We start from the raw sequence: 16,777 nt of genomic DNA, 5'->3' as shown, positions 1-16,777 counted from the left end.
TTTATCGAATACGCAACTCGTGTACTCACCCCAAGTATCTCCGCTTATACGCCACGCCGACAATCCCAATAAATATTGGGGGATTGATGACTTCAGGTTATAGGATGATGTCAGGGTCACTTAAGGCATGAGACGATGGTAAGGTTACGACGGAACGTGCCATCACTCGGCGCCCTGGCAGCGTTCGAAGCCGCGGCGCGCCTTGGCGGGTTCACCAAGGCGGCCAACGAGCTGGGCGTCACCCAGGCCGCCGTCAGCCGCCAGATCCGCGCGCTGGAGGCAGACTTTGGCGTGCCCCTCTTCACCCGCAACACACGCCAGGTGGTGCTGACCGACGCCGGTCGCACCCTCTCCGGCGCCGTGTCCGATGCCTTCCAGACCATGACGGACGCCATCGAGGTCCTGCGCGCTCCGCGCGAGCCGACGTCTCTCACGGTCAGCACGTCGCTGTCGTTCTCGCACTTCTGGTTGCTGCCGCGCCTTCCCGCCTTCCGCAGCGCCTACCCGTTGCTGCAATTGCGCGTCATCAGCCAGGACCAGCCGCTCGACCTGCGCACCGGCGATGCGGACGTTGCGGTGCGCTACGGCGTGGCGCCGTTCGACGATGGCGAGGCGCTGGCCGCCCTGCCGGAGGAAGCCTTTCCCGTCGCCAGCCCGGAGTTTGCCGCGCGCCATGACTGTGACTCCATCTCGGTGGAGGCTCTGGCGAAGCTGCCGCTGATCGAGGGGCACAAGCCGGAATCGCTCTGGCTGACATGGCCCACATGGTTCGCCCGTGCGGGCCTCACCCGCCCGCCCGGCCGCCAGATGCTGATGTTCAACCATTACAGCGACGCTGTTTATGCGGCGATGACAGGCGAGGGCGTCGTTCTGGGCTGGAACCGGCTTCTGGAACGGCCGCTGGGTGACGGGCGGCTGGTGCGCCTCGGCACCGCAAGCGTCATCCCCCAGGAAGCGCACCACGTTGTGGTGGCCGGCAACGAACACAAGCCCGCCGCCATGGCGTTCGCCCGCTGGATGGTGGAGAAATTCACCGCGCCGGACGCTGCGCCACCAGCGGACTGAGCGCCCGCAACAGGGTTCAGCCCCGGCGGCGCGGCACGCCTTCGGCCTCCGCCGCCACCTCCATGATGTCGAACGTGGTGCCTGCGCCGATATCGCTGCCAAGCCGCACGGTGACGCCGGCTTTCAACAGCCGCGCGACGTCACACCGGCCCGACTTCAAAAAGCGGTTGGCCGTGGGGCAGTGGGCCACCACCGCCTTGTGCGCCGCCAGCGACGCCACCTCCCGGTCGGTCAGGTGGATCGCGTGGGCAAAGATCGCCTCCGGCCCGACGATGTCGAACGCTTCATACACCGCCAGATAGTCCGGCGCGGCCGGGAACAGGCGCTTGACCCAGGCGACCTCCTCCACGCTTTCCGACAGATGAGTCTGCATCGCGCAGGTGGGATGCTCGCGCCACAAAGTGCCCGCCGCCTCCAGGAGGTCCGGCGTGGACGTGGGCGCGAAACGCGGCGTGATGGCATAGCGCAGGCGGCCGTCCGCAGCGCCGTGCCAGCGCTCGATCAGCGCCTTGGTCTGGTCGTAGGCATCCTGCGCCGGCGTCAGGAGTGCGGACGGCGCGTTGCGGTCCATCATCACCAGCCCGGCAGTCACCGTGAGGCTGCGCACCTCGGCCTCTGCGAACAGCGCATCCACGCTTGCCGGATGCGAGGTGCAGAACACCGTCACGTCGGTGGTGCCCACGGCCTCCAGCGTGTCGAAGAATTCCACCGCCACCTCCGCGGCGTGGGCGGGGTCGGCGAAGCGCTCCTCTTCGGGGAAGGTCACGTTCTCCAGCCATTCGAGCAGGCCGCCGCCATAGGTGCCGACAATGCGCGACTGCGGATAGTGAATGTGCGCATCGCTGAGGCCCGGCGACATCACCGACCGGGTCTGGATCACCTGCACATCCGGATTGTCCTCGATGATGCGCCAGGCCGAACCGGAATCGATCACCTGATCGTCGTCGAGGAGCAGCGCGCCATCGTCGTGGATATGAAGCGGATCGTCGCCCGTGATGGTCCCGTCAAACGGCTGCAACGGTCCGCGCTTGATGAGAAGGCTCACGCAGTCTCCCTTTCGCTGCGGCGCACGGCGGCGGCGCCGGCACTCCCATCATCAAGGCAAAGCAGTTGTGCAGCGACCGAGGCCGCAATGATGGCGGGCGCCTTGCCGGCAATTTGAGGAAGGCCGATGGGTGAATTTACCCGCGCGCCGTCGAGCCCGCGTTCGGCAAGGCGGCGCACGAAGGTGGCGCGTTTGGTGGCCGAGCCGATCAGGCCAAGAAAGCGGAACGGACGGGCAAGCACGGCAGCAACGATTTCAAGGTCGACGGCATGGCTGTGGGTCATCACCAGATGGATCGCGTCCGGCGGCGCGCGCCCTGCGGCCGCCTCCGGGATGGCGAGGCGGCGGCAGGGTTGGTCGGCCGGGGTGGGCCAGACGCTTTCGCTGCGCGGGTCGATCCAGTCCACCGCAAACGGCAGCGGGGAGAGCGCGCGCACCACCGCGGCCCCCACATGGCCCGCGCCATAGACCAGCACCGGCGGGTCTGCCGGATCGCGGATCACCGGTCCGCCCGGCCACAGCGCAACAGGCCCGGGCGGCGGCGCCTCTACCCGCGCGATGGCAAGGGTCAGCCGGCCGCCGCAGCACTGGTCGAGCGCCGGGCCCAGCGGCAGGGTCAGCATCGTGCGGGCGTCGCCGCCGGCCAGCAGCGCGCGGGCCGCAACAATGCCGCGCCGCTCCGCTTCACCGCCGCCGATGGTGCCGACCGCCTCGTCCGGGGTAACGATCATGAACGCGCCCACCTCGCGCGGGGTCGAGCCATCCGCACCAGAAACGTACACCACTGCAGCCGGGCGGTCCGCGGCCATGGCCGCAAGGCGGGTGCGGGTTGCCTCGCTCATGCCGGCCGCATCAGCGCGGCGAGAACGCGCTCAGGCGTTGCCGGAGTGTCGAGTGCGTGGAAACCGGCACGCGCCGCGTCGACTGCCGCGCCGATGGCCTGATGGGCGGCAATCCCCAGCATCAGCGGCGGCTCGCCCACCGCCTTGGAGCGGCGCACCGCAAGCTCGCGGTTTTCGCCCTTGGCCCAGATGGCAACCCGCATGTCGGGTGGACGGTCGGACGCACAGGGGATCTTGTAGGTGGACGGGGCGTGGGTGGCGAGCCTGCCATTCCCGTCCCACACCAGCTCCTCGGTCATCAGCCAGCCCGCGCCCTGCACGAAGCCGCCTTCGATCTGCCCCAGATCCACCGCCGGATTCAGCGAACGGCCGCAATCGTGCAGAATATCGACGCGCAGGAGGCGGCTTTCGCCGGTCAGCGTGTCGATGGCGGCTTCGGCCACTGCCGCACCATAGGCAAAGTAGTAAAATGGGCGACCCTTGCCCGCCTGACGGTCCCAAGAGATTTTCGGCGTGGCGTAATAACCGCTGGACGAGAGCGAGATCCGCGCCATCCAGGCTTCGCGGCACAGGGCGGCAAAGTCGTGCTGCGTCGCCCCGGCAACCACCTTGCCGGCTTCAAAGCGCACGTCAGCCGCAGGCACGCCGGCCCGGCCGGCCACAAACGCGGCAAGGCGCGCCTTGATATGGCCGCAGGCGTCCAGCGCGGCCAGCGCGTTCATGTCGGCGCCGGAGGACGCTGCTGTGGGCGCCGTGTTGGGCACCTTGTCGGTGCGGGTGGCGGTGATTTTCACCCGTTCCAGCGGCAGGCCGAACGCATCGGCCACCACTTGCGCCACCTTGATATAGAGCCCCTGCCCCATCTCGATCCCGCCGTGATTGATCATCACGGACCCGTCCTTGTAGACGTGGACCAGCGCACCGGCCTGATTGAGAAAGGTGGTGGTAAACGAGATGCCGAACTTCACCGGGACCAGCGAAAGCCCGCGCTTCAAGACCGGCGACGCGGCGTTGAAGGCCGCAATCTCCGCCTGGCGTGCCGTGTAGTCGGCGCTCTCTGCCAGCTCGTCGACGATATCGCCGATCACCAGATCGTCGACCACCATGCCATAATGCGTGGTCCTTGCCGCTTCCGGCGCATCGGCGCGGTAAAGGTTGAGGCGGCGGATCTCCAGCGGGTCGCGGCCCACGGCCGCGGCCACATGCTCGATCACCCGTTCGATGCCGACAATTCCCTGCGGCCCGCCAAAACCGCGGAAGGCGGTATTAGAGCAGGTGTTGGTCCGCCAGCGGCGCGAGACCACCTCCATCGACGGGATGGCGTAGCAATTGTCGGCGTGGAACATCGCCCGGTCGCAGATCCCGCGCGACAGATCCAGCGACCAGCCGCAGCGGGCATGCTGCACGAAGCGAACGCCGAGCAGCCTGCCCTTGTCGTCAAAGCCCACGTCATATTCGATCAGGAAATCATGGCGCTTGCCGGTGATGATGAAATCATCGTCCCGGTCGGTTCGCACCTTGGCAGGCCGGCCGGTGAGGCGGGCCGCCAGCGCCGCCACGGCGGCAAACAGGTTGCCCTGGCTTTCCTTGCCGCCGAACCCGCCGCCAAGGCGGCGCACTTCCACGGTCACGGCGTGGCTGGGCACCCCCAGCACCCGCGCCACAACCTCCTGGCATTCGGACGGGTGCTGGTTGGAGGAGATGACGTGCATGTCGTCGTCCTCGCCGGGGGTGGCCACCGCAACCTGGCCCTCCAGCGCAAAATGCTCCTGCCCGCCGATGTCCACTTCGCCGGTGAGCCGCCGGGGCGCCGAGGCGATGGCGGCCGCCGCGTCCCCGCTTGCCATGGTCAGTGTCTCGTCCACCTCGGTGCCGCGGTCGATCGCATCGCGGATGGTGATGACCGCCGGGTCGGGCGCCCGCTCAAGAGTTGCAAGGGTTGCCGCAACGCGAGCCGCGCGCCGGCTGGTGGCAACCACCGCAAACATCGGCTGGCCATGGTAGAAGACGCGGCCCTCCCCGCCTTCCAGCACTAGCATCGGCTCGTCGTGCACGACCGGACCCACGTTGTTTTCGCCCGGCACATCGTCCCCGGTCAGCACCGCCACAACGCCGTCCGCCTGCCGCACGGCATCAAGGTTGGCGCGCACCGTGCCGCAGGCAAAGTCCGCATAGGCGATGTGGACGTGCACCATTGCGACCGGCTCGGCGATGTCGTCGGCGTAGATGGCCGCGCCGGTGACGTGCTTGTGGCCGGAATCGTGCGGCACCGGCGCGTGCGAGGCTTCGGCAGTTGCGGGCGTCGGCGGTGACGTGGCCGGAAAGTCGCGGCCCTTCGCCGAGAAGGGGAGATCATCCATCGGCGCGCCTCATGCTGCCCGACCTGCAAGCCGGGCCACCGCACCGCCAGCAAGCCGCGTTCGCGTTTCGGGCTCTGTCCGCTCCAGAAAGTCCCGCATTAGGAGGTTCTGCGCCACACGCATCCGGTAGGTAGCGGACGCGCGCATGTCGCTGATCGGCGTGAAATCTTCGGCCAGCGCGGCCTGTGCATTGCGCACCGCAGTCTCGTCGTAGCGATGGCCGATAAGTGCGGCCTCCGCGCGAGGGGCGCGGCGCGGCGTCGCCGCCATGCCGCCGAATGCAATGCGCGCCTTTTGCACGACACCGTCCTCCACCCACAGCGCGAAGGCGGCCAGCACGGCCGAAATATCGCTGTCGAACCGCTTGGAGACCTTGTGGCAGGTGAGCCGGGACAGGCCGTCCAGAGGCACGCAAAGGCTGCGGACATATTCGCCCGGATCGCGTGCCTGCTTGCCGTAGTCGATGAAGTAGTCTTCCAGCGCCATGCTGCGGCACGATCCGGCCTTGCCGATGGAAAGCGTCGCGCCGGCCGCGATCATTGCGGGCGGCAGGTCTCCGATGGGCGAGCCGTTGGCGATGTTGCCGCCCACCGTCCCGGCACTGCGCACCTGAAGGCCGCCGAACCGCCGCATCATCTCGCCCAGCGGCGGCGCCATCTCTTCAACGGTCCGCGCAAATTGCGCGTGGGTGACCGCAGCGCCAACCATGAGCGCATCACCCTCGACTGCGATGGTCTTCAGCTCACCCACCTCGCCGGCGAAGATCACCGTTGCGGGATCGTAAAGGCGCTTGGTGATCCAGAGGCCCACGTCGGTCGCCCCGGCGATGATCCGGGCATCCGGGTGTTCGGCGACGGCATCGGCAAAGCTCGCCTCGTCATGCGGAACGATGATCCGGCGGCCATCCACGCGCATGTCGAGCGGGCCGATTGCGCCGAGCGATGCGGCAAGGGCCGCCTCCGCTTCCCTGTCGCGCGCCGCGTCCGTCTCCGGTGCTGACACGGCCGCAGCGTCCAGGATCGGGCCATACCCCGTGCAGCGGCAAAGGTTGCCGGCAAGACGGTCTTCCAGCGCCTGCCGGTCGGTGGCGGCGTCCTCGGGGCGCGCCCACAGGCTCATCACGAAACCCGGCGTGCAGAAGCCGCACTGGGAGGCGTGGCGTGCCGCCATCTCGCGCTGGATCGGGTGCGGGTCACCGTTGCCCTCCGCGCTGGCGATCCCCTCCACGGTGACAATGCTGGCCCCGTGCGCCATGGCGAGCGGCATGATGCAGGCGTTGAGTGCCCGTGTTTCAAGCCCGCCCGCGCCAGCGCGCTGCACAGCGACGGTGCAGGCCCCGCAGTCGCCCTCGGCGCAACCCTCCTTCGTCCCCGTCAGCCCCTTGCCGCGCAGCCATTCCAGCAGCGTCAGCGTTGGCGGCGCATCGGCAATGCGCACCGGGGTACCGTTCAGAACGAGGCGGATCGCGTCTTCCATCAACTCCCCCGGTAGGTCGTGTAGCCATAGGGCGAGACAAGCAGCGGCACATGATAATGCGTCTCGTCGGCAATGCCGAACGCAATCACCACCGTGTCCAGAAAGGCCGGGTCGCCAAGGTTCAGCCCCAGCTTGCGGAAATAGTCCCCTGCCGCAAATTCCAGCACATAGGCGCCGGGCTTGAAGGCTTCGCCTTCGAGGATCGGCGCGTCGAGCCGCCCGTCGGCGTTGGTAGTGCTGCGCGCAATCTCGTTGCCCGCACTGTCGCACAGGGTGACGGCAATGCCCGCGGCCGGCGTGCCGTGCGCCGTGTCGAGCACATGCGTGGTGAGACGGCCGGTCACTGCCGGTTCTGCCCGCGCCGGGCCCAGCCCGTGGTGCGCTTCTCGATCTCGGCCATCACAGCGTACATAACAATCCCCTCCACAGCGAGCGCAACGAGCCCCGCGAAGACCAACGGTACGTTGAACTGAGACTGCGCCGCCAGCATCATGTGCCCAAGCCCCGCATTGGCCGCAATGGTCTCCGACACCACCGAGCCGACGAACGCCAGGGTGATCGCCACCTTCAGGGAGCCGAAGAAATACGGCATCGCGCGCGGGATGCCGATCTTGGTCATCACGTCCCACTTGTTGGCGCCAAGGGCGCGGAGAACGTCTTCGGTTTCGGGCTCGATGGTGGCAAGCCCCGTCGCCACGTTCACCACCACGGGAAAGAATGCGATGAGAAACGCCGTGATGATGGCCGGGACCGTGCCGATGCCGAACCAGATGACGAGGATCGGCACCACCGCCACCTTGGGAATGGAGTTGAAGCCGACCATCAGCGGATAAAGCCCCGCATAGATGGAGCGCGACCAGCCCACCAGCAGCCCCAGTGCCAGGCCGAACACCACCGCAAGGCCGAAGCCCGCAACCGTGGTCCACAGCGTGACCAGCGCGTTTTGCCAGATGGCCGGCCAGTATTGGACGATGGACGCCGAAATCGCCGTCGGTGCCGGCAGGATATATACCGGCATGTCGCCGATCCTGACCGCCGCTTCCCAAAGCAGGATCAACGCGGCAGCGTAGATGAAGGGCGCCGCGCGCTCCTTGCCGATCGCAACGGCCATCGTGCCTCCTGAAAGGTTGCGCCCGAACGATGCCGGCGGGCGCGTCCGCCGCGGCCCGCCGGCAAGAGGCTAGTTGGGAAGGCGTGCTTCCAGCGGCGGCAGGTATTGTGGGTCGAAAACCCGCGCCGCGTCCGGCGGAGACGGCATGTCGAACGAGGTCTGCAGCTGCTTGATGGAGGCGGTCAGCCGCTCCGGGTTCACTGCGCCGAGCCCGTCGGTCTCGGTGGCTTCCGTCACGATATTGTCGTCGATCGCCATTTTGAGCCGCGCGGTCTCCGTCTCCTCTGATGCGATGTTGTTGCGGCTCAGCACCGACTTCACCGCCTCCTCGGGGTTCGCGACGGTGAATTGCACGCCCTTTACCAGCGCGTTGACAAAGCCCGACACCGCCTCGGGGTTTTCCGCCGACCATTCGGTGTTGACCAGCACGGCATTGCCGTAGAGGTCGAGCCCGTTGTCGGCCATCATGATGGTCACGATGTCATCGGCCGGCACGCCCTGCGCGAGGAGGTTGAGGACCGAGGAGAACGAGAAACCGAAAATCGCGTCCACCTGCCCTTGCGCCAGCATCGGCTCGCGAACCGGGAACCCTACGGATTCGATCTTGATCGCGCTGCTGTCGATCCCGGCGGCATCCTTGAACGCGGCCCACTGCGCAAACGCGGCGTCCGGTGGAGGGGCGCCCAGCGTCTTGCCTTCCAGCGATCTGGGATCTTCGGTGACGCCCTGGGTCCTGCGGCCGATCACCGCAAATGGCGGCTTGTCGTACATCATGTAGACGGCCTCCACCGCGGCGTCCGGCTGATCGGCAAGGAATTTCACCAGCGCGTTGACGTCGCCGAACCCCATCTCGTAGGCGCCGGTGGCGACGCGGGGGATGGATTCGCGCGAACCGGCGCCCGAATCGATTGTGACGTCGAGCCCTTCGTCCGCGAAGTAGCCGTTGTCGATCGCGACGAAAAAGGGCGCCGACGGCCCCTCGAACTTCCAGTCCAGCGAGAAGCGAACCGGGGTGAGGTCCTGTGCAGCAAGTGGCGTCGCCATGGCAATCGCCGTGGCCGCGAGAAGCGTGCGAAACACTGAATAGCTCTCCCTTGCAACATTAATTAGCGAGAATGCTTGCAATGGTTATGCCGCAAACCGGCAGCCATGTCAGAGAAATCGCGCCGCGGCCTCTCAGTCCTTGCGTTGCCGGGCGATCAACAGCAACGCGGTGGCAACGGCGGCCACCGGCACAATGTCCGTGCGCTGCAGCGGGCCGAACGGCGTTCGCCACAGGCCGCCGGAAGGCTTGCGGCGGCGTACGGGCTCGGGCGGGCGCGGCGCCGGTCGCCGGGCAGGGCCGATGGCACGGCGGACCTGATCCCGCCCCACGGCGCGAACCCGGTCCAGCCCGCCACGCAGCCGGGTCGCCGCCGCCAGCTGCGCCTCGCTCTCATGGTAGCGGGCCAGCATCCTGTCACGCAGCGAAGGAGCGGTGGCCATTTGGGGCGCAGCCGCGCCCGGCGTTGCCATGCCGGGACGGACGGCGGCCGCGTCGCGCCGCGGGTCCCAGCCCCGCTCCTGCGCTTCTGCGGCCAGCAGATTGTCGTCCTCCAGCACCACGAGGAGGCCGAAGGCGGCGCGGCTGCCAAAATCGAGCGCCGCCAACAGCACTGCCATCGCCCCAAAGCCGATCGCTCCGCCAAAATGCGGCGAAAGCAGGAAGACCAGCGGATAAAGCAGCAGAAGACCGGACAAGACACCGGCATGGCGCATGTAAAGCTGCTCGCGAACGGGGTGACCGTCCTCGGAATTTTCCTTGAGCGGCCCCCACAAAAGGAGGAGCGCAGCGCCAAGCGCAGCAATGCCCACCACAAACCAGACCCAGGCGGCAAGGCCGCTGACGAGCGTGCCGATGGCGAACGCCACCACCATCGCAGCGCCGGCAAAAACCAGCGCCGCCGTCTCACCAATGGTCTTGTGGCCGACGGGCGTTGCGGTGAGCGCAAGACCCACCAGCACCAGCGGGGTCGACACCAGCCAGGCGCCGAACACGGCCATCTCCACCGGCGCGCCGGTTTCCTCAACGGTTGCGCCGATACCGGTTGCCATCAGCGCATAGGCGGCGGCGGTCGCACCGGCGGCACCTGTATAGGCAACGGTTCGGGCCGCCTGCCGCGTGGTGCCGAACCCGCCCAGAAACAGGATCGCCAGCGTCAACGCGGCGGATGCGGCACAGACAAGCCAGAGGATCGCAGTCATCGCGGCATCCTGAACATCTGGCGGAAACGATGCCGGGTTGAAGGCAGGGAGCCACGACCGTATGGGAGCACTGTGATCCTCGCATTATGACGGCCCGGCAAATCGGGCCTTGTTGTGTTCAACACGCTGCCGAGCCGAATGGTTCGCTCGCACCGAAAGACCGCTGGACGTGCGCTACGCCATCTACCTCACCCCACCGCCCGAAACGCCGCTGTGCAAGGCGGCGGCCCGCTGGCTCGGCCGCTCGCCCTTCAGCGGTACCGATGAGCCCGCGCAGGCGCCGACGGCAGCAAACGCTTCCGTTCCCGCACGCTACGGCTTCCACGCCACAATGCGCGCGCCTTTCCGCCTGGCGCAAGGCGCTTCCGAGGCGGAGCTCATCACCGCCTTTTGCGCGTTTGCCGCACATCTCGGCACGGTAGAGGTTCCGCTTCAGGCAGCGCGTCTGTCGCGCTTCATCGCGCTTGTGGCCGCCGACAACGCGCCGCTCGCGTCCCTTTCCGAGGCTGCGCTTCATGCGTTCGAGCCGTTTCGCGCGCCCCTCACGGCAGAAGACCGTGCCCGGCGCCAGCCCGAGCGGATGGACGACCGCGGCCGCGCACTTCTGGACACATGGGGCTATAATTTCGTGATGGAGCGCTATGTGTTCCACATGACGCTGTCCGGCCCGGTGGACAGCGCCGCGCTGCCAGAGGTGGACGCCGCTGCGCAGGCACATTTTGCCAGCTTCATCGGCCCGCCGCAGCCGCTTCGTTTCGCCCTCTTCTCCGAAGCCGAGGCAGGCGGTCCCTTCAACGTCCTGTCGCTCTAGGCCCCTCCCCCCGAGATTTTACCGGATCCCCGCCCGTGCCCGTTTTCGACAACGCCAAGATCGTCCTCGCCGACAAGGTCCTCAAAGGCCATGTCGTGACCGAGGGTGGCCTCATCACGGCCATCGGCGAAGGCCGCGCCGGGACCGGGGAGGATCTTGACGGCGACCTTCTCATTCCCGGGCTGGTCGAACTCCACACCGATCATCTGCAGACCCACATCGCCCCGCGCCCCGGCGTGCGCTGGAACACCGAAGCCGCAATCCAGGCCCACGACGCGCAGATTGCCGTTTCCGGCATCACCACCGTCCTCGATGCCCTGCCTGTGGGGCTGGATGAAGATGGCGGGCTGACGTCGAAGGAATCGCGCGCGCTGGCCGACGCGATCACCGAGGCACAGGATTCCGGGCGCCTGCGCGCCGAGCACCGGTTTCATCTTCGCTGCGAAGTGTCCAACAAGAACTCAGAGCCCGGCTTCGACCTGTTCGAAGATCTGGAGAACATCGCCCTCGTCTCGCTGATGGACCACACGCCGGGCCAGCGCCAGTTCCGCTCGCTGGAGGCCTACAGGCGCTATTTCCAGCGCAAGAGCGGGATGTCGGACGCCGTGTTCGAGGATTTTCAGGCCGAGCGACGGGCATCGGCCGCGCGCTGGTCCGACGGGAACCGCAAGGCGCTCGCCGCCCGCGCCAACGCCCGCGGGCTGGTCCTCGCCAGCCACGATGACGCCACCGCAGCGCATGTGGCCGAAGCCGTGCGCGACGGTGTCCGGATTGCCGAATTCCCCACCACGCCCGAAGCGGCACAGGCATCCCGCGCTGCCGGCATGCAGGTGCTGATGGGCGGCCCCAACCTGGTGCGCGGCGGGTCCCACTCGGGCAACGTGTCAGCCGGTGAGCTGGCAGACCGCAACATGCTCGACATTGTATCGTCGGACTATGTGCCCTTTTCCATGCTGCAGGGCGCATTCATGCTTGGCGAACGCGGAGGCTGGTCGCTGCCCGCCGCAATTGCCACGGTCAGTGCCAACCCGGCCGGCGCCATTGGAATGACCGACCGCGGAACGATCGCGACCGGCCTGCGCGCCGACCTGGTGCGGGTCAATCGGGCAGCGCCAGGTGCCGTGCCTGTGGTGCGCAGCGTATGGCGCGGCGGCGTGCGCATCGCCTGACGCTTGCATGATGATGCGGCGAACACGACAAGTTTACCGCTTGATCATGCTCGATACGGCATAGTGGTTCATGATTAGGGGAATGGTCAGCCTTTTCCGGCCAGGTTCCCGTGCCTCTGTTCCAGTATCGACGTTCAAGGTGTTTGCGATGACCGACCCTGTTTTCCCCCAGCCGGGGACTGACAAAAGGCTCAGCCGCCGCGCTGTCCTCACCGGCCTTGCTGCCGTAGGAAGCCTTGGCGCATTCTCCGGGTTCATCGAGCCGCCGCGCTTCAATGTGCCCAACCCCAAGGTGGTGCCGTATCGCGGCCGTGCGCGTGCCGGGTCCGTGGTTGTCGATACCGGTGCAAAGCGGCTCTATCTCGTCATGGACGGCGGGCAGGCACGCGAATACGTGATTGCGGTGGGCAAGGCCGGGCGCGCCTTCCGCGGCAACGGCCGGATCGGCCGCAAGGCGGAGTGGCCGAGCTGGACGCCGACAAAGAACATGGTGCGCCGCGAGCCGGACAAATATGCAAAATATGCCGGCGGTGTGCCCGGCGGGCCGAACAACCCGCTCGGCGCCCGCGCGCTCTACCTCTACAAGGGCAGCCGGGACACCATGTACCGCATCCACGGCACCAACAATCCCGCAAGCGTCGGGCGTGCCGTGTCGAACGGGTGCATCCGGCTTGTGAACGACCACGTCAAGGATCTATATGCCCGCGTCCGCGTCGGCGCGCGCGTTTACGTGCAATAGCCGCACGCCACTCCTGTCCTGAGGCGCAACCCACCATGCGCCGCTTTTTTTCGTACTGTACCCTGAGGGCGTCCTGAATGATCGACCGTCGTTCCTTCCTCGTTTCCGCCGGCGCGGCGGCGCTGGCGGGCTGTACCACCGCCGATCCGACTGTGGTCGTCCAGCGCCAGGTGGCCATGCGCCCCCGCGCCGCCGCTCCGGTTTTCGTTCCGCCCGACGTGCGCGCCATGTACGGCCCGCGCCCGAACGAGGAATTCCCGTTGCCCGCCGCCGACATCGCGCAGGTGCCGCCGCAATTCTGGCGCCGCGAGGTCAGCAATCCCACCGGCGAGGCGCCCGGCACCATCGTTGTCGATACCGCAACATTCTACCTCTATTTCACCCAGCCCGGCGGGACCGCCATGCGCTACGGCGTCGGCCTCGGCCGGCAGGGTTTCACCTGGAACGGCGATGCCCGCATTCCGTTCAAGCGCAAATGGCCGACCTGGACGCCGCCGGCCGAAATGATCGCGCGCGACCCGTCGCTGGAAGAATTTCGAGACGGGATGGCCCCCGGCCTCGATAATCCGCTTGGCGCCCGCGCGCTCTACCTTTTCCAGGGCAAGGCGGACACGCTCTATCGCCTGCACGGCACCATGGAGGCGAAATCCATCGGCCATGCCGTGTCGTCCGGCTGCGTCCGCCTCCTCAATCAGGACGTCATCGACCTTTACGAACGTGTTCCCAATGGCACCCGCGTGATCGTGCGCCCGCCCAGCGCCCCGAGGCTTGCGTAGGCCTGATCGGGGACAGGCTTCGATGGGGCATTTGACCGGAAATGCCGCCATCGCGGCATCGACGGCTTTGCGTTTGCCGGGCTGAGGCTGTAGGTCTTCTGGAGAGACTCTAATTCGGGACTTCGCTATGGCCAACGTGGACGGGGCTCAGCGGCGGGCGCGCCCGCTCTCCCCGCACCTTTCGATCTATCGCCCCATCGTCACCATGGTCATGTCGATCATGCACCGGATGACGGGAATCATGAACATCGGCGGGCTGGTGCTCGTCATCGCCTACCTCACATCCATCGCGATGGGTCCAGAGGCGTTCAACACCATGAGCGGCCTCTACGGGTCCTGGTTCGGGCGGATCGTGCTGGTGGCGTTCACCTGGTCGATGATCCATCACATGCTGGGCGGCCTGCGCCACTTCATCTGGGACACCGGGCACGGCTTCGGCGAAGTGCGCTACACGCTGTCGCAGATGACTCTCGTCGGCTCCATCTTGCTGACCATCATCATGTGGACCCTCATCGTCCTCGTCGAGGTGTTCTAGCCATGCGTTCGCCCATCCAGAACCACAAGCCCGGCGAGATGCACGGCATGCACCGCACCTCGCTGAAGACCATCCGCCATCTCGGCTCCGCCCATGAGGGCACCACGCACTTCATCCGCCAGCGCGTCACCGGCATTGCCAATGCCATTTTGATTCTGGTGCTGACCGGTGTGGCCATCGCACTCGCCGGCCGCCCCTACCCCGAGGCCATCGCGCTGGTGGGCAACCCGTTCGTGGCGGTTCCCCTGGCGCTTGCCATCATCTCGGTCTGCATCCACCTTCGCCTCGGCATTCAGGTTGTGGTGGAAGACTATGTGCACGCCGAAGGCGCGAAGATGCTGCTTCTCATCGGCAACACCTTCCTTGCCGCGCTTCTCGGCGCCACCGGCCTGTGGGCCATCGCGCGCATTGCGCTGACCCAGATCGTCGCGAGCAGCTGAAGCCCCTCCGGCGCGCCCATCCCGCGCCGGCTCTGACCCAAGCAAAAATAGCGGGCCGCGTTGGCCCGCTATTTTTCTATGTGCGTTGTGCACCTGACACGGCGCCCAACCCGGCAGAGCACCGCGGTGGCCGCGCCGCGACGACCTTCGCACGGGCCGGCCGCATGATCCGAATTGCGATTTCAGCCGGATACCGCACACACACCAGACGCCACAGCAGGAAGCATCAGCCAAACGCAATGACAGGCCGCTGCCCCACACCCGGTGAGGTTGCAACCTGTCATTCTCATCGCAAGGGCGCTTCCCGGAGCGGTCGACGAAGGGTCGTCGCCCGCTTGCAAATAACGCGCTCGCCCGGTGCGCCCGTCACCGCTCGCCCAGGCGGGCGGTCAGACCGCGGTGTCAGCGAGCAGCCTTCTGTCTGGTGTTGTCGTTATCGCTAGACCGGAGCTCTTCCAGAAAGTCGTGTACGGCGGTGTTTACCGTGCCGCTGCGGCTGGTGAGCGTGGTCGATGCAAGCTGCATCTCTTCCACCGCGTCGCCGGTGCTTTCGGCTTCCTGACGCATCTTCGTCATCGTCTGGCTGACATGGTTGGTCGACTGGGAGACCGTCTGCAACGTGCGGGCAATTTCGGTGATGGCGCTGTTCTGCTCGTCAACCTGCGTCGCCATGGCGCTGGCGTGCTCGGAAACGGCTTCCACCCGCGCATAAATCCCCTCGATGGAGGTCACACTGGCGGTGGTGCCGCTAAGGATGGACTGCACCTGCTGGCCGATGCGCCCCGTGGCATCTGCCGTCTGATCTGCAAGATGCTTCACCTCCTGCGCCACGATGGAGAAGCCGCGACCAGCCTCGCCGGCACGGGCCGCCTCAATGGTTGCGTTCAGCGCCAGAAGGTTGGTCTGCCCCGCAATGTCGGTGATCAGCTTGACCACGGCGGTGATGCTGTCGCTGGCCTCGGCCAGCGCCTTCATCGAGCGCGAGGCCGCTGCCGCTGCGTCGACCGTATCCTTGGAGATCCGCGCCGTCTCCGCGACCTGCCGGCCAATCTCCGCCGAACTGGCGGACAGCTCCTCCGTGGCAGCCGCGACGCTCTGGACGCTGGAATCGGTCAATTCACAGGCGGCAAACGTGTCGTCGGCGGTGGCGCGCATCCGTTCGGCCAGAGCGGACAGCGCCTGGGAGCGGTCCGCCATGCCGGTCGCCTCACCGCGCATGGCGGTGATCTCGCGGCCCACGTTGTTTTCCAGCGCATCGGCCATGTCCAGCATTGCCGTGCGCAGCGCTGCATCCCGCTTTGCCTTTTCGGCGATTTGCGCCTCCTGCAGCGCAGCCCGTTCGGCCATCGCCTCGCGCAACTTGGAAAAGGCCCGTGCAATCTTGCCGATCGCGTCGCGGCGGTTGCCGTAGGTGCTGTCTTCCACCTTGGCGCCGTCGGCCAGCTGCTCGAGCATTTGGGCAAGGTTCTGCGCCGGAATCTTGATGTGCATCGCGATGATCCAGCCGAAGATCATGACAATGACGAGACCACCCAGCGTCATCGCGATCGCCATGTTGCGGAAGCCTGCAAAATCGGCCTGCAACCGGTCAAGGTAGAGGCCGGTGCCGACAAAAAGGCCGAACGGCTCGACCGCTGTCACATATGAAACCTTCTGGACCGGCGTGTCGCCGCCGGCCTTCACACGCATGTAGTCGACCCGGCCGCCGCCCTCCTCCGTGGCAAGGCGGAGCATCTCCTTGATGTAGGCGTAACCGTTGATGTCCTCGACATCGGTCCGGTTGGTGCCGACAATGTTGGGGCTGGCCGGGTTGACGACGAGCCTCCCTTCGTAGTCCGTCGCGAAGACGTATTCCGTGCGGTTGTCGTACCACATGGCATTCAAGAGGTCGTAGAACCGCTCGCGCGCCTCGTCCTCAGTGATCTCGCCGGCGTCGGCCTTTTCCTTCAGCATGACGCCGGCGTTCCTGGCGGCCTCGGTGATGGTGCGCACCTGCTCGACCTTGAGGGAAACCGCGAAATCGAACACCGCGGGGAGGAGCGTCATCACAAGCCCTCCGGTGCACATCGTGCTGATCGCGATCAGCAGCGCGAATTTCTGGCCGATGGTGAGCTTGCTCAGCATGGGAGGTCGGTCCTTAGGATTGGCTCAATCGCCGGAAAGT

The 16,777-nt window shown here is 66.7% G+C and carries 16 protein-coding genes; 7 read left to right on the top strand and 9 right to left on the bottom strand.

Annotated features, from left to right (window positions below; genetic code table 11):
• Positions 1–156 precede the first annotated feature (156 nt).
• Positions 157–1,065 carry a LysR substrate-binding domain-containing protein gene (locus RDV64_RS08905; protein WP_309198920.1) on the top strand — a complete coding sequence of 303 codons (909 nt, stop codon included), beginning with the start codon at positions 157–159 and terminating at the stop codon, positions 1,063–1,065.
• Positions 1,066–1,081: 16 nt separating this feature from the next.
• Here RDV64_RS08905 and RDV64_RS08900 read toward each other — a convergent pair whose 3' ends face one another.
• From RDV64_RS08900 to RDV64_RS08865, 8 genes are all read right to left on the bottom strand, one after another.
• Positions 1,082–2,110, bottom strand: a complete 1,029-nt coding sequence (locus tag RDV64_RS08900; RefSeq protein ID WP_309198919.1) for a guanine deaminase — start codon at positions 2,108–2,110, stop codon at positions 1,082–1,084.
• Complete coding sequence (gene xdhC / locus RDV64_RS08895) at positions 2,107–2,952, bottom strand: xanthine dehydrogenase accessory protein XdhC (RefSeq protein ID WP_309198918.1); 846 nt, start codon at positions 2,950–2,952, stop codon at positions 2,107–2,109. The genes RDV64_RS08900 and xdhC overlap by 4 nt, the downstream gene beginning before the upstream one ends.
• Positions 2,949–5,312 (bottom strand): xanthine dehydrogenase molybdopterin binding subunit, encoded by a 2,364-nt coding sequence (gene xdhB / locus RDV64_RS08890; protein ID WP_309198917.1) that lies wholly within the window; start codon positions 5,310–5,312, stop codon positions 2,949–2,951. Before xdhB ends, xdhC begins: the two co-directional genes overlap by 4 nt.
• A 9-nt stretch (positions 5,313–5,321) precedes the next feature.
• Complete coding sequence (gene xdhA, locus RDV64_RS08885) at positions 5,322–6,788, bottom strand: xanthine dehydrogenase small subunit (protein ID WP_309198916.1); 1,467 nt, start codon at positions 6,786–6,788, stop codon at positions 5,322–5,324.
• Positions 6,788–7,159 (bottom strand): hydroxyisourate hydrolase, encoded by a 372-nt coding sequence (uraH, locus tag RDV64_RS08880; RefSeq protein WP_375143819.1) that lies wholly within the window; start codon positions 7,157–7,159, stop codon positions 6,788–6,790. Before uraH ends, xdhA begins: the two co-directional genes overlap by 1 nt.
• Positions 7,129–7,899 (bottom strand): ABC transporter permease, encoded by a 771-nt coding sequence (locus RDV64_RS08875; RefSeq protein WP_309198914.1) that lies wholly within the window; start codon positions 7,897–7,899, stop codon positions 7,129–7,131. The genes uraH and RDV64_RS08875 overlap by 31 nt, the downstream gene beginning before the upstream one ends.
• A gap of 69 nt (positions 7,900–7,968) precedes the next feature.
• The gene (locus RDV64_RS08870; RefSeq protein WP_309198913.1) at positions 7,969–8,943 is read right to left on the bottom strand and encodes an ABC transporter substrate-binding protein; all 975 of its coding nucleotides are present in this window, start codon (positions 8,941–8,943) and stop codon (positions 7,969–7,971) included.
• A 132-nt stretch (positions 8,944–9,075) separates the two neighbouring features.
• The gene (locus RDV64_RS08865; RefSeq protein ID WP_309198912.1) at positions 9,076–10,143 is read right to left on the bottom strand and encodes a bacteriorhodopsin; all 1,068 of its coding nucleotides are present in this window, start codon (positions 10,141–10,143) and stop codon (positions 9,076–9,078) included.
• A gap of 169 nt (positions 10,144–10,312) precedes the next feature.
• On the opposite strand from RDV64_RS08865, the gene RDV64_RS08860 reads away from it, so the two are divergent.
• From RDV64_RS08860 to sdhD, 6 genes are all read left to right on the top strand, one after another.
• Positions 10,313–10,954, top strand: a complete 642-nt coding sequence (locus RDV64_RS08860; RefSeq protein WP_309198911.1) for a DUF1045 domain-containing protein — start codon at positions 10,313–10,315, stop codon at positions 10,952–10,954.
• A gap of 35 nt (positions 10,955–10,989) precedes the next feature.
• A complete protein-coding gene (locus tag RDV64_RS08855; RefSeq protein ID WP_309198910.1) occupies positions 10,990–12,123 on the top strand; it encodes an alpha-D-ribose 1-methylphosphonate 5-triphosphate diphosphatase in 1,134 nt (377 codons plus the stop codon).
• 148 nt (positions 12,124–12,271) lie between these two features.
• Entirely contained in the window at positions 12,272–12,862 is a 591-nt protein-coding gene (locus tag RDV64_RS08850) for a L,D-transpeptidase (protein ID WP_309198909.1), read from the top strand.
• A gap of 77 nt (positions 12,863–12,939) precedes the next feature.
• Positions 12,940–13,638, top strand: coding sequence for a L,D-transpeptidase (locus RDV64_RS08845; protein WP_309198908.1), 699 nt, complete (start codon positions 12,940–12,942; stop codon positions 13,636–13,638).
• 127 nt (positions 13,639–13,765) lie between these two features.
• Positions 13,766–14,173, top strand: coding sequence for a succinate dehydrogenase, cytochrome b556 subunit (gene sdhC / locus RDV64_RS08840; protein WP_309198907.1), 408 nt, complete (start codon positions 13,766–13,768; stop codon positions 14,171–14,173).
• 2 nt (positions 14,174–14,175) lie between these two features.
• On the top strand, positions 14,176–14,613 hold the full coding sequence (gene sdhD / locus RDV64_RS08835; RefSeq protein WP_375143803.1) for a succinate dehydrogenase, hydrophobic membrane anchor protein: 438 nt from the start codon (positions 14,176–14,178) through the stop codon (positions 14,611–14,613).
• A gap of 402 nt (positions 14,614–15,015) precedes the next feature.
• On the opposite strand, the gene RDV64_RS08830 is transcribed toward sdhD, so the two are convergent.
• Positions 15,016–16,737 carry a methyl-accepting chemotaxis protein gene (locus RDV64_RS08830; protein WP_309198906.1) on the bottom strand — a complete coding sequence of 574 codons (1,722 nt, stop codon included), beginning with the start codon at positions 16,735–16,737 and terminating at the stop codon, positions 15,016–15,018.
• Between the last annotated feature and the right edge of the window lie 40 nt (positions 16,738–16,777).

Origin of the sequence: Acuticoccus sp. MNP-M23, assembly GCF_031195445.1 — a bacterium.
Taxonomy (GTDB): domain Bacteria; phylum Pseudomonadota; class Alphaproteobacteria; order Rhizobiales; family Amorphaceae; genus Acuticoccus.
The sequence above is the reverse complement of the archived record's forward strand: the minus strand, read 5'-3'. Positions and strand labels throughout refer to the sequence as shown.

Excerpts from the sequence above, each read along its gene's own strand:
- xdhC (WP_309198918.1), bottom strand. The coding sequence starts at position 2,952 with ATGAGCGAGGCAACCCGCACCCGCCTTGCGGCCATGGCCGCGGACCGC.
- xdhB (WP_309198917.1), bottom strand. The coding sequence starts at position 5,312 with ATGGATGATCTCCCCTTCTCGGCGAAGGGCCGCGACTTTCCGGCCACG.
- xdhA (WP_309198916.1), bottom strand. The coding sequence starts at position 6,788 with ATGGAAGACGCGATCCGCCTCGTTCTGAACGGTACCCCGGTGCGCATT.
- RDV64_RS08875 (WP_309198914.1), bottom strand. The coding sequence starts at position 7,899 with ATGGCCGTTGCGATCGGCAAGGAGCGCGCGGCGCCCTTCATCTACGCT.
- RDV64_RS08870 (WP_309198913.1), bottom strand. The coding sequence starts at position 8,943 with ATGGCGACGCCACTTGCTGCACAGGACCTCACCCCGGTTCGCTTCTCG.
- RDV64_RS08865 (WP_309198912.1), bottom strand. The coding sequence starts at position 10,143 with ATGACTGCGATCCTCTGGCTTGTCTGTGCCGCATCCGCCGCGTTGACG.
- RDV64_RS08850 (WP_309198909.1), top strand. The coding sequence starts at position 12,272 with ATGACCGACCCTGTTTTCCCCCAGCCGGGGACTGACAAAAGGCTCAGC.
- RDV64_RS08845 (WP_309198908.1), top strand. The coding sequence starts at position 12,940 with ATGATCGACCGTCGTTCCTTCCTCGTTTCCGCCGGCGCGGCGGCGCTG.
- sdhC (WP_309198907.1), top strand. The coding sequence starts at position 13,766 with ATGGCCAACGTGGACGGGGCTCAGCGGCGGGCGCGCCCGCTCTCCCCG.
- sdhD (WP_375143803.1), top strand. The coding sequence starts at position 14,176 with ATGCGTTCGCCCATCCAGAACCACAAGCCCGGCGAGATGCACGGCATG.
- RDV64_RS08830 (WP_309198906.1), bottom strand. The coding sequence starts at position 16,737 with ATGCTGAGCAAGCTCACCATCGGCCAGAAATTCGCGCTGCTGATCGCG.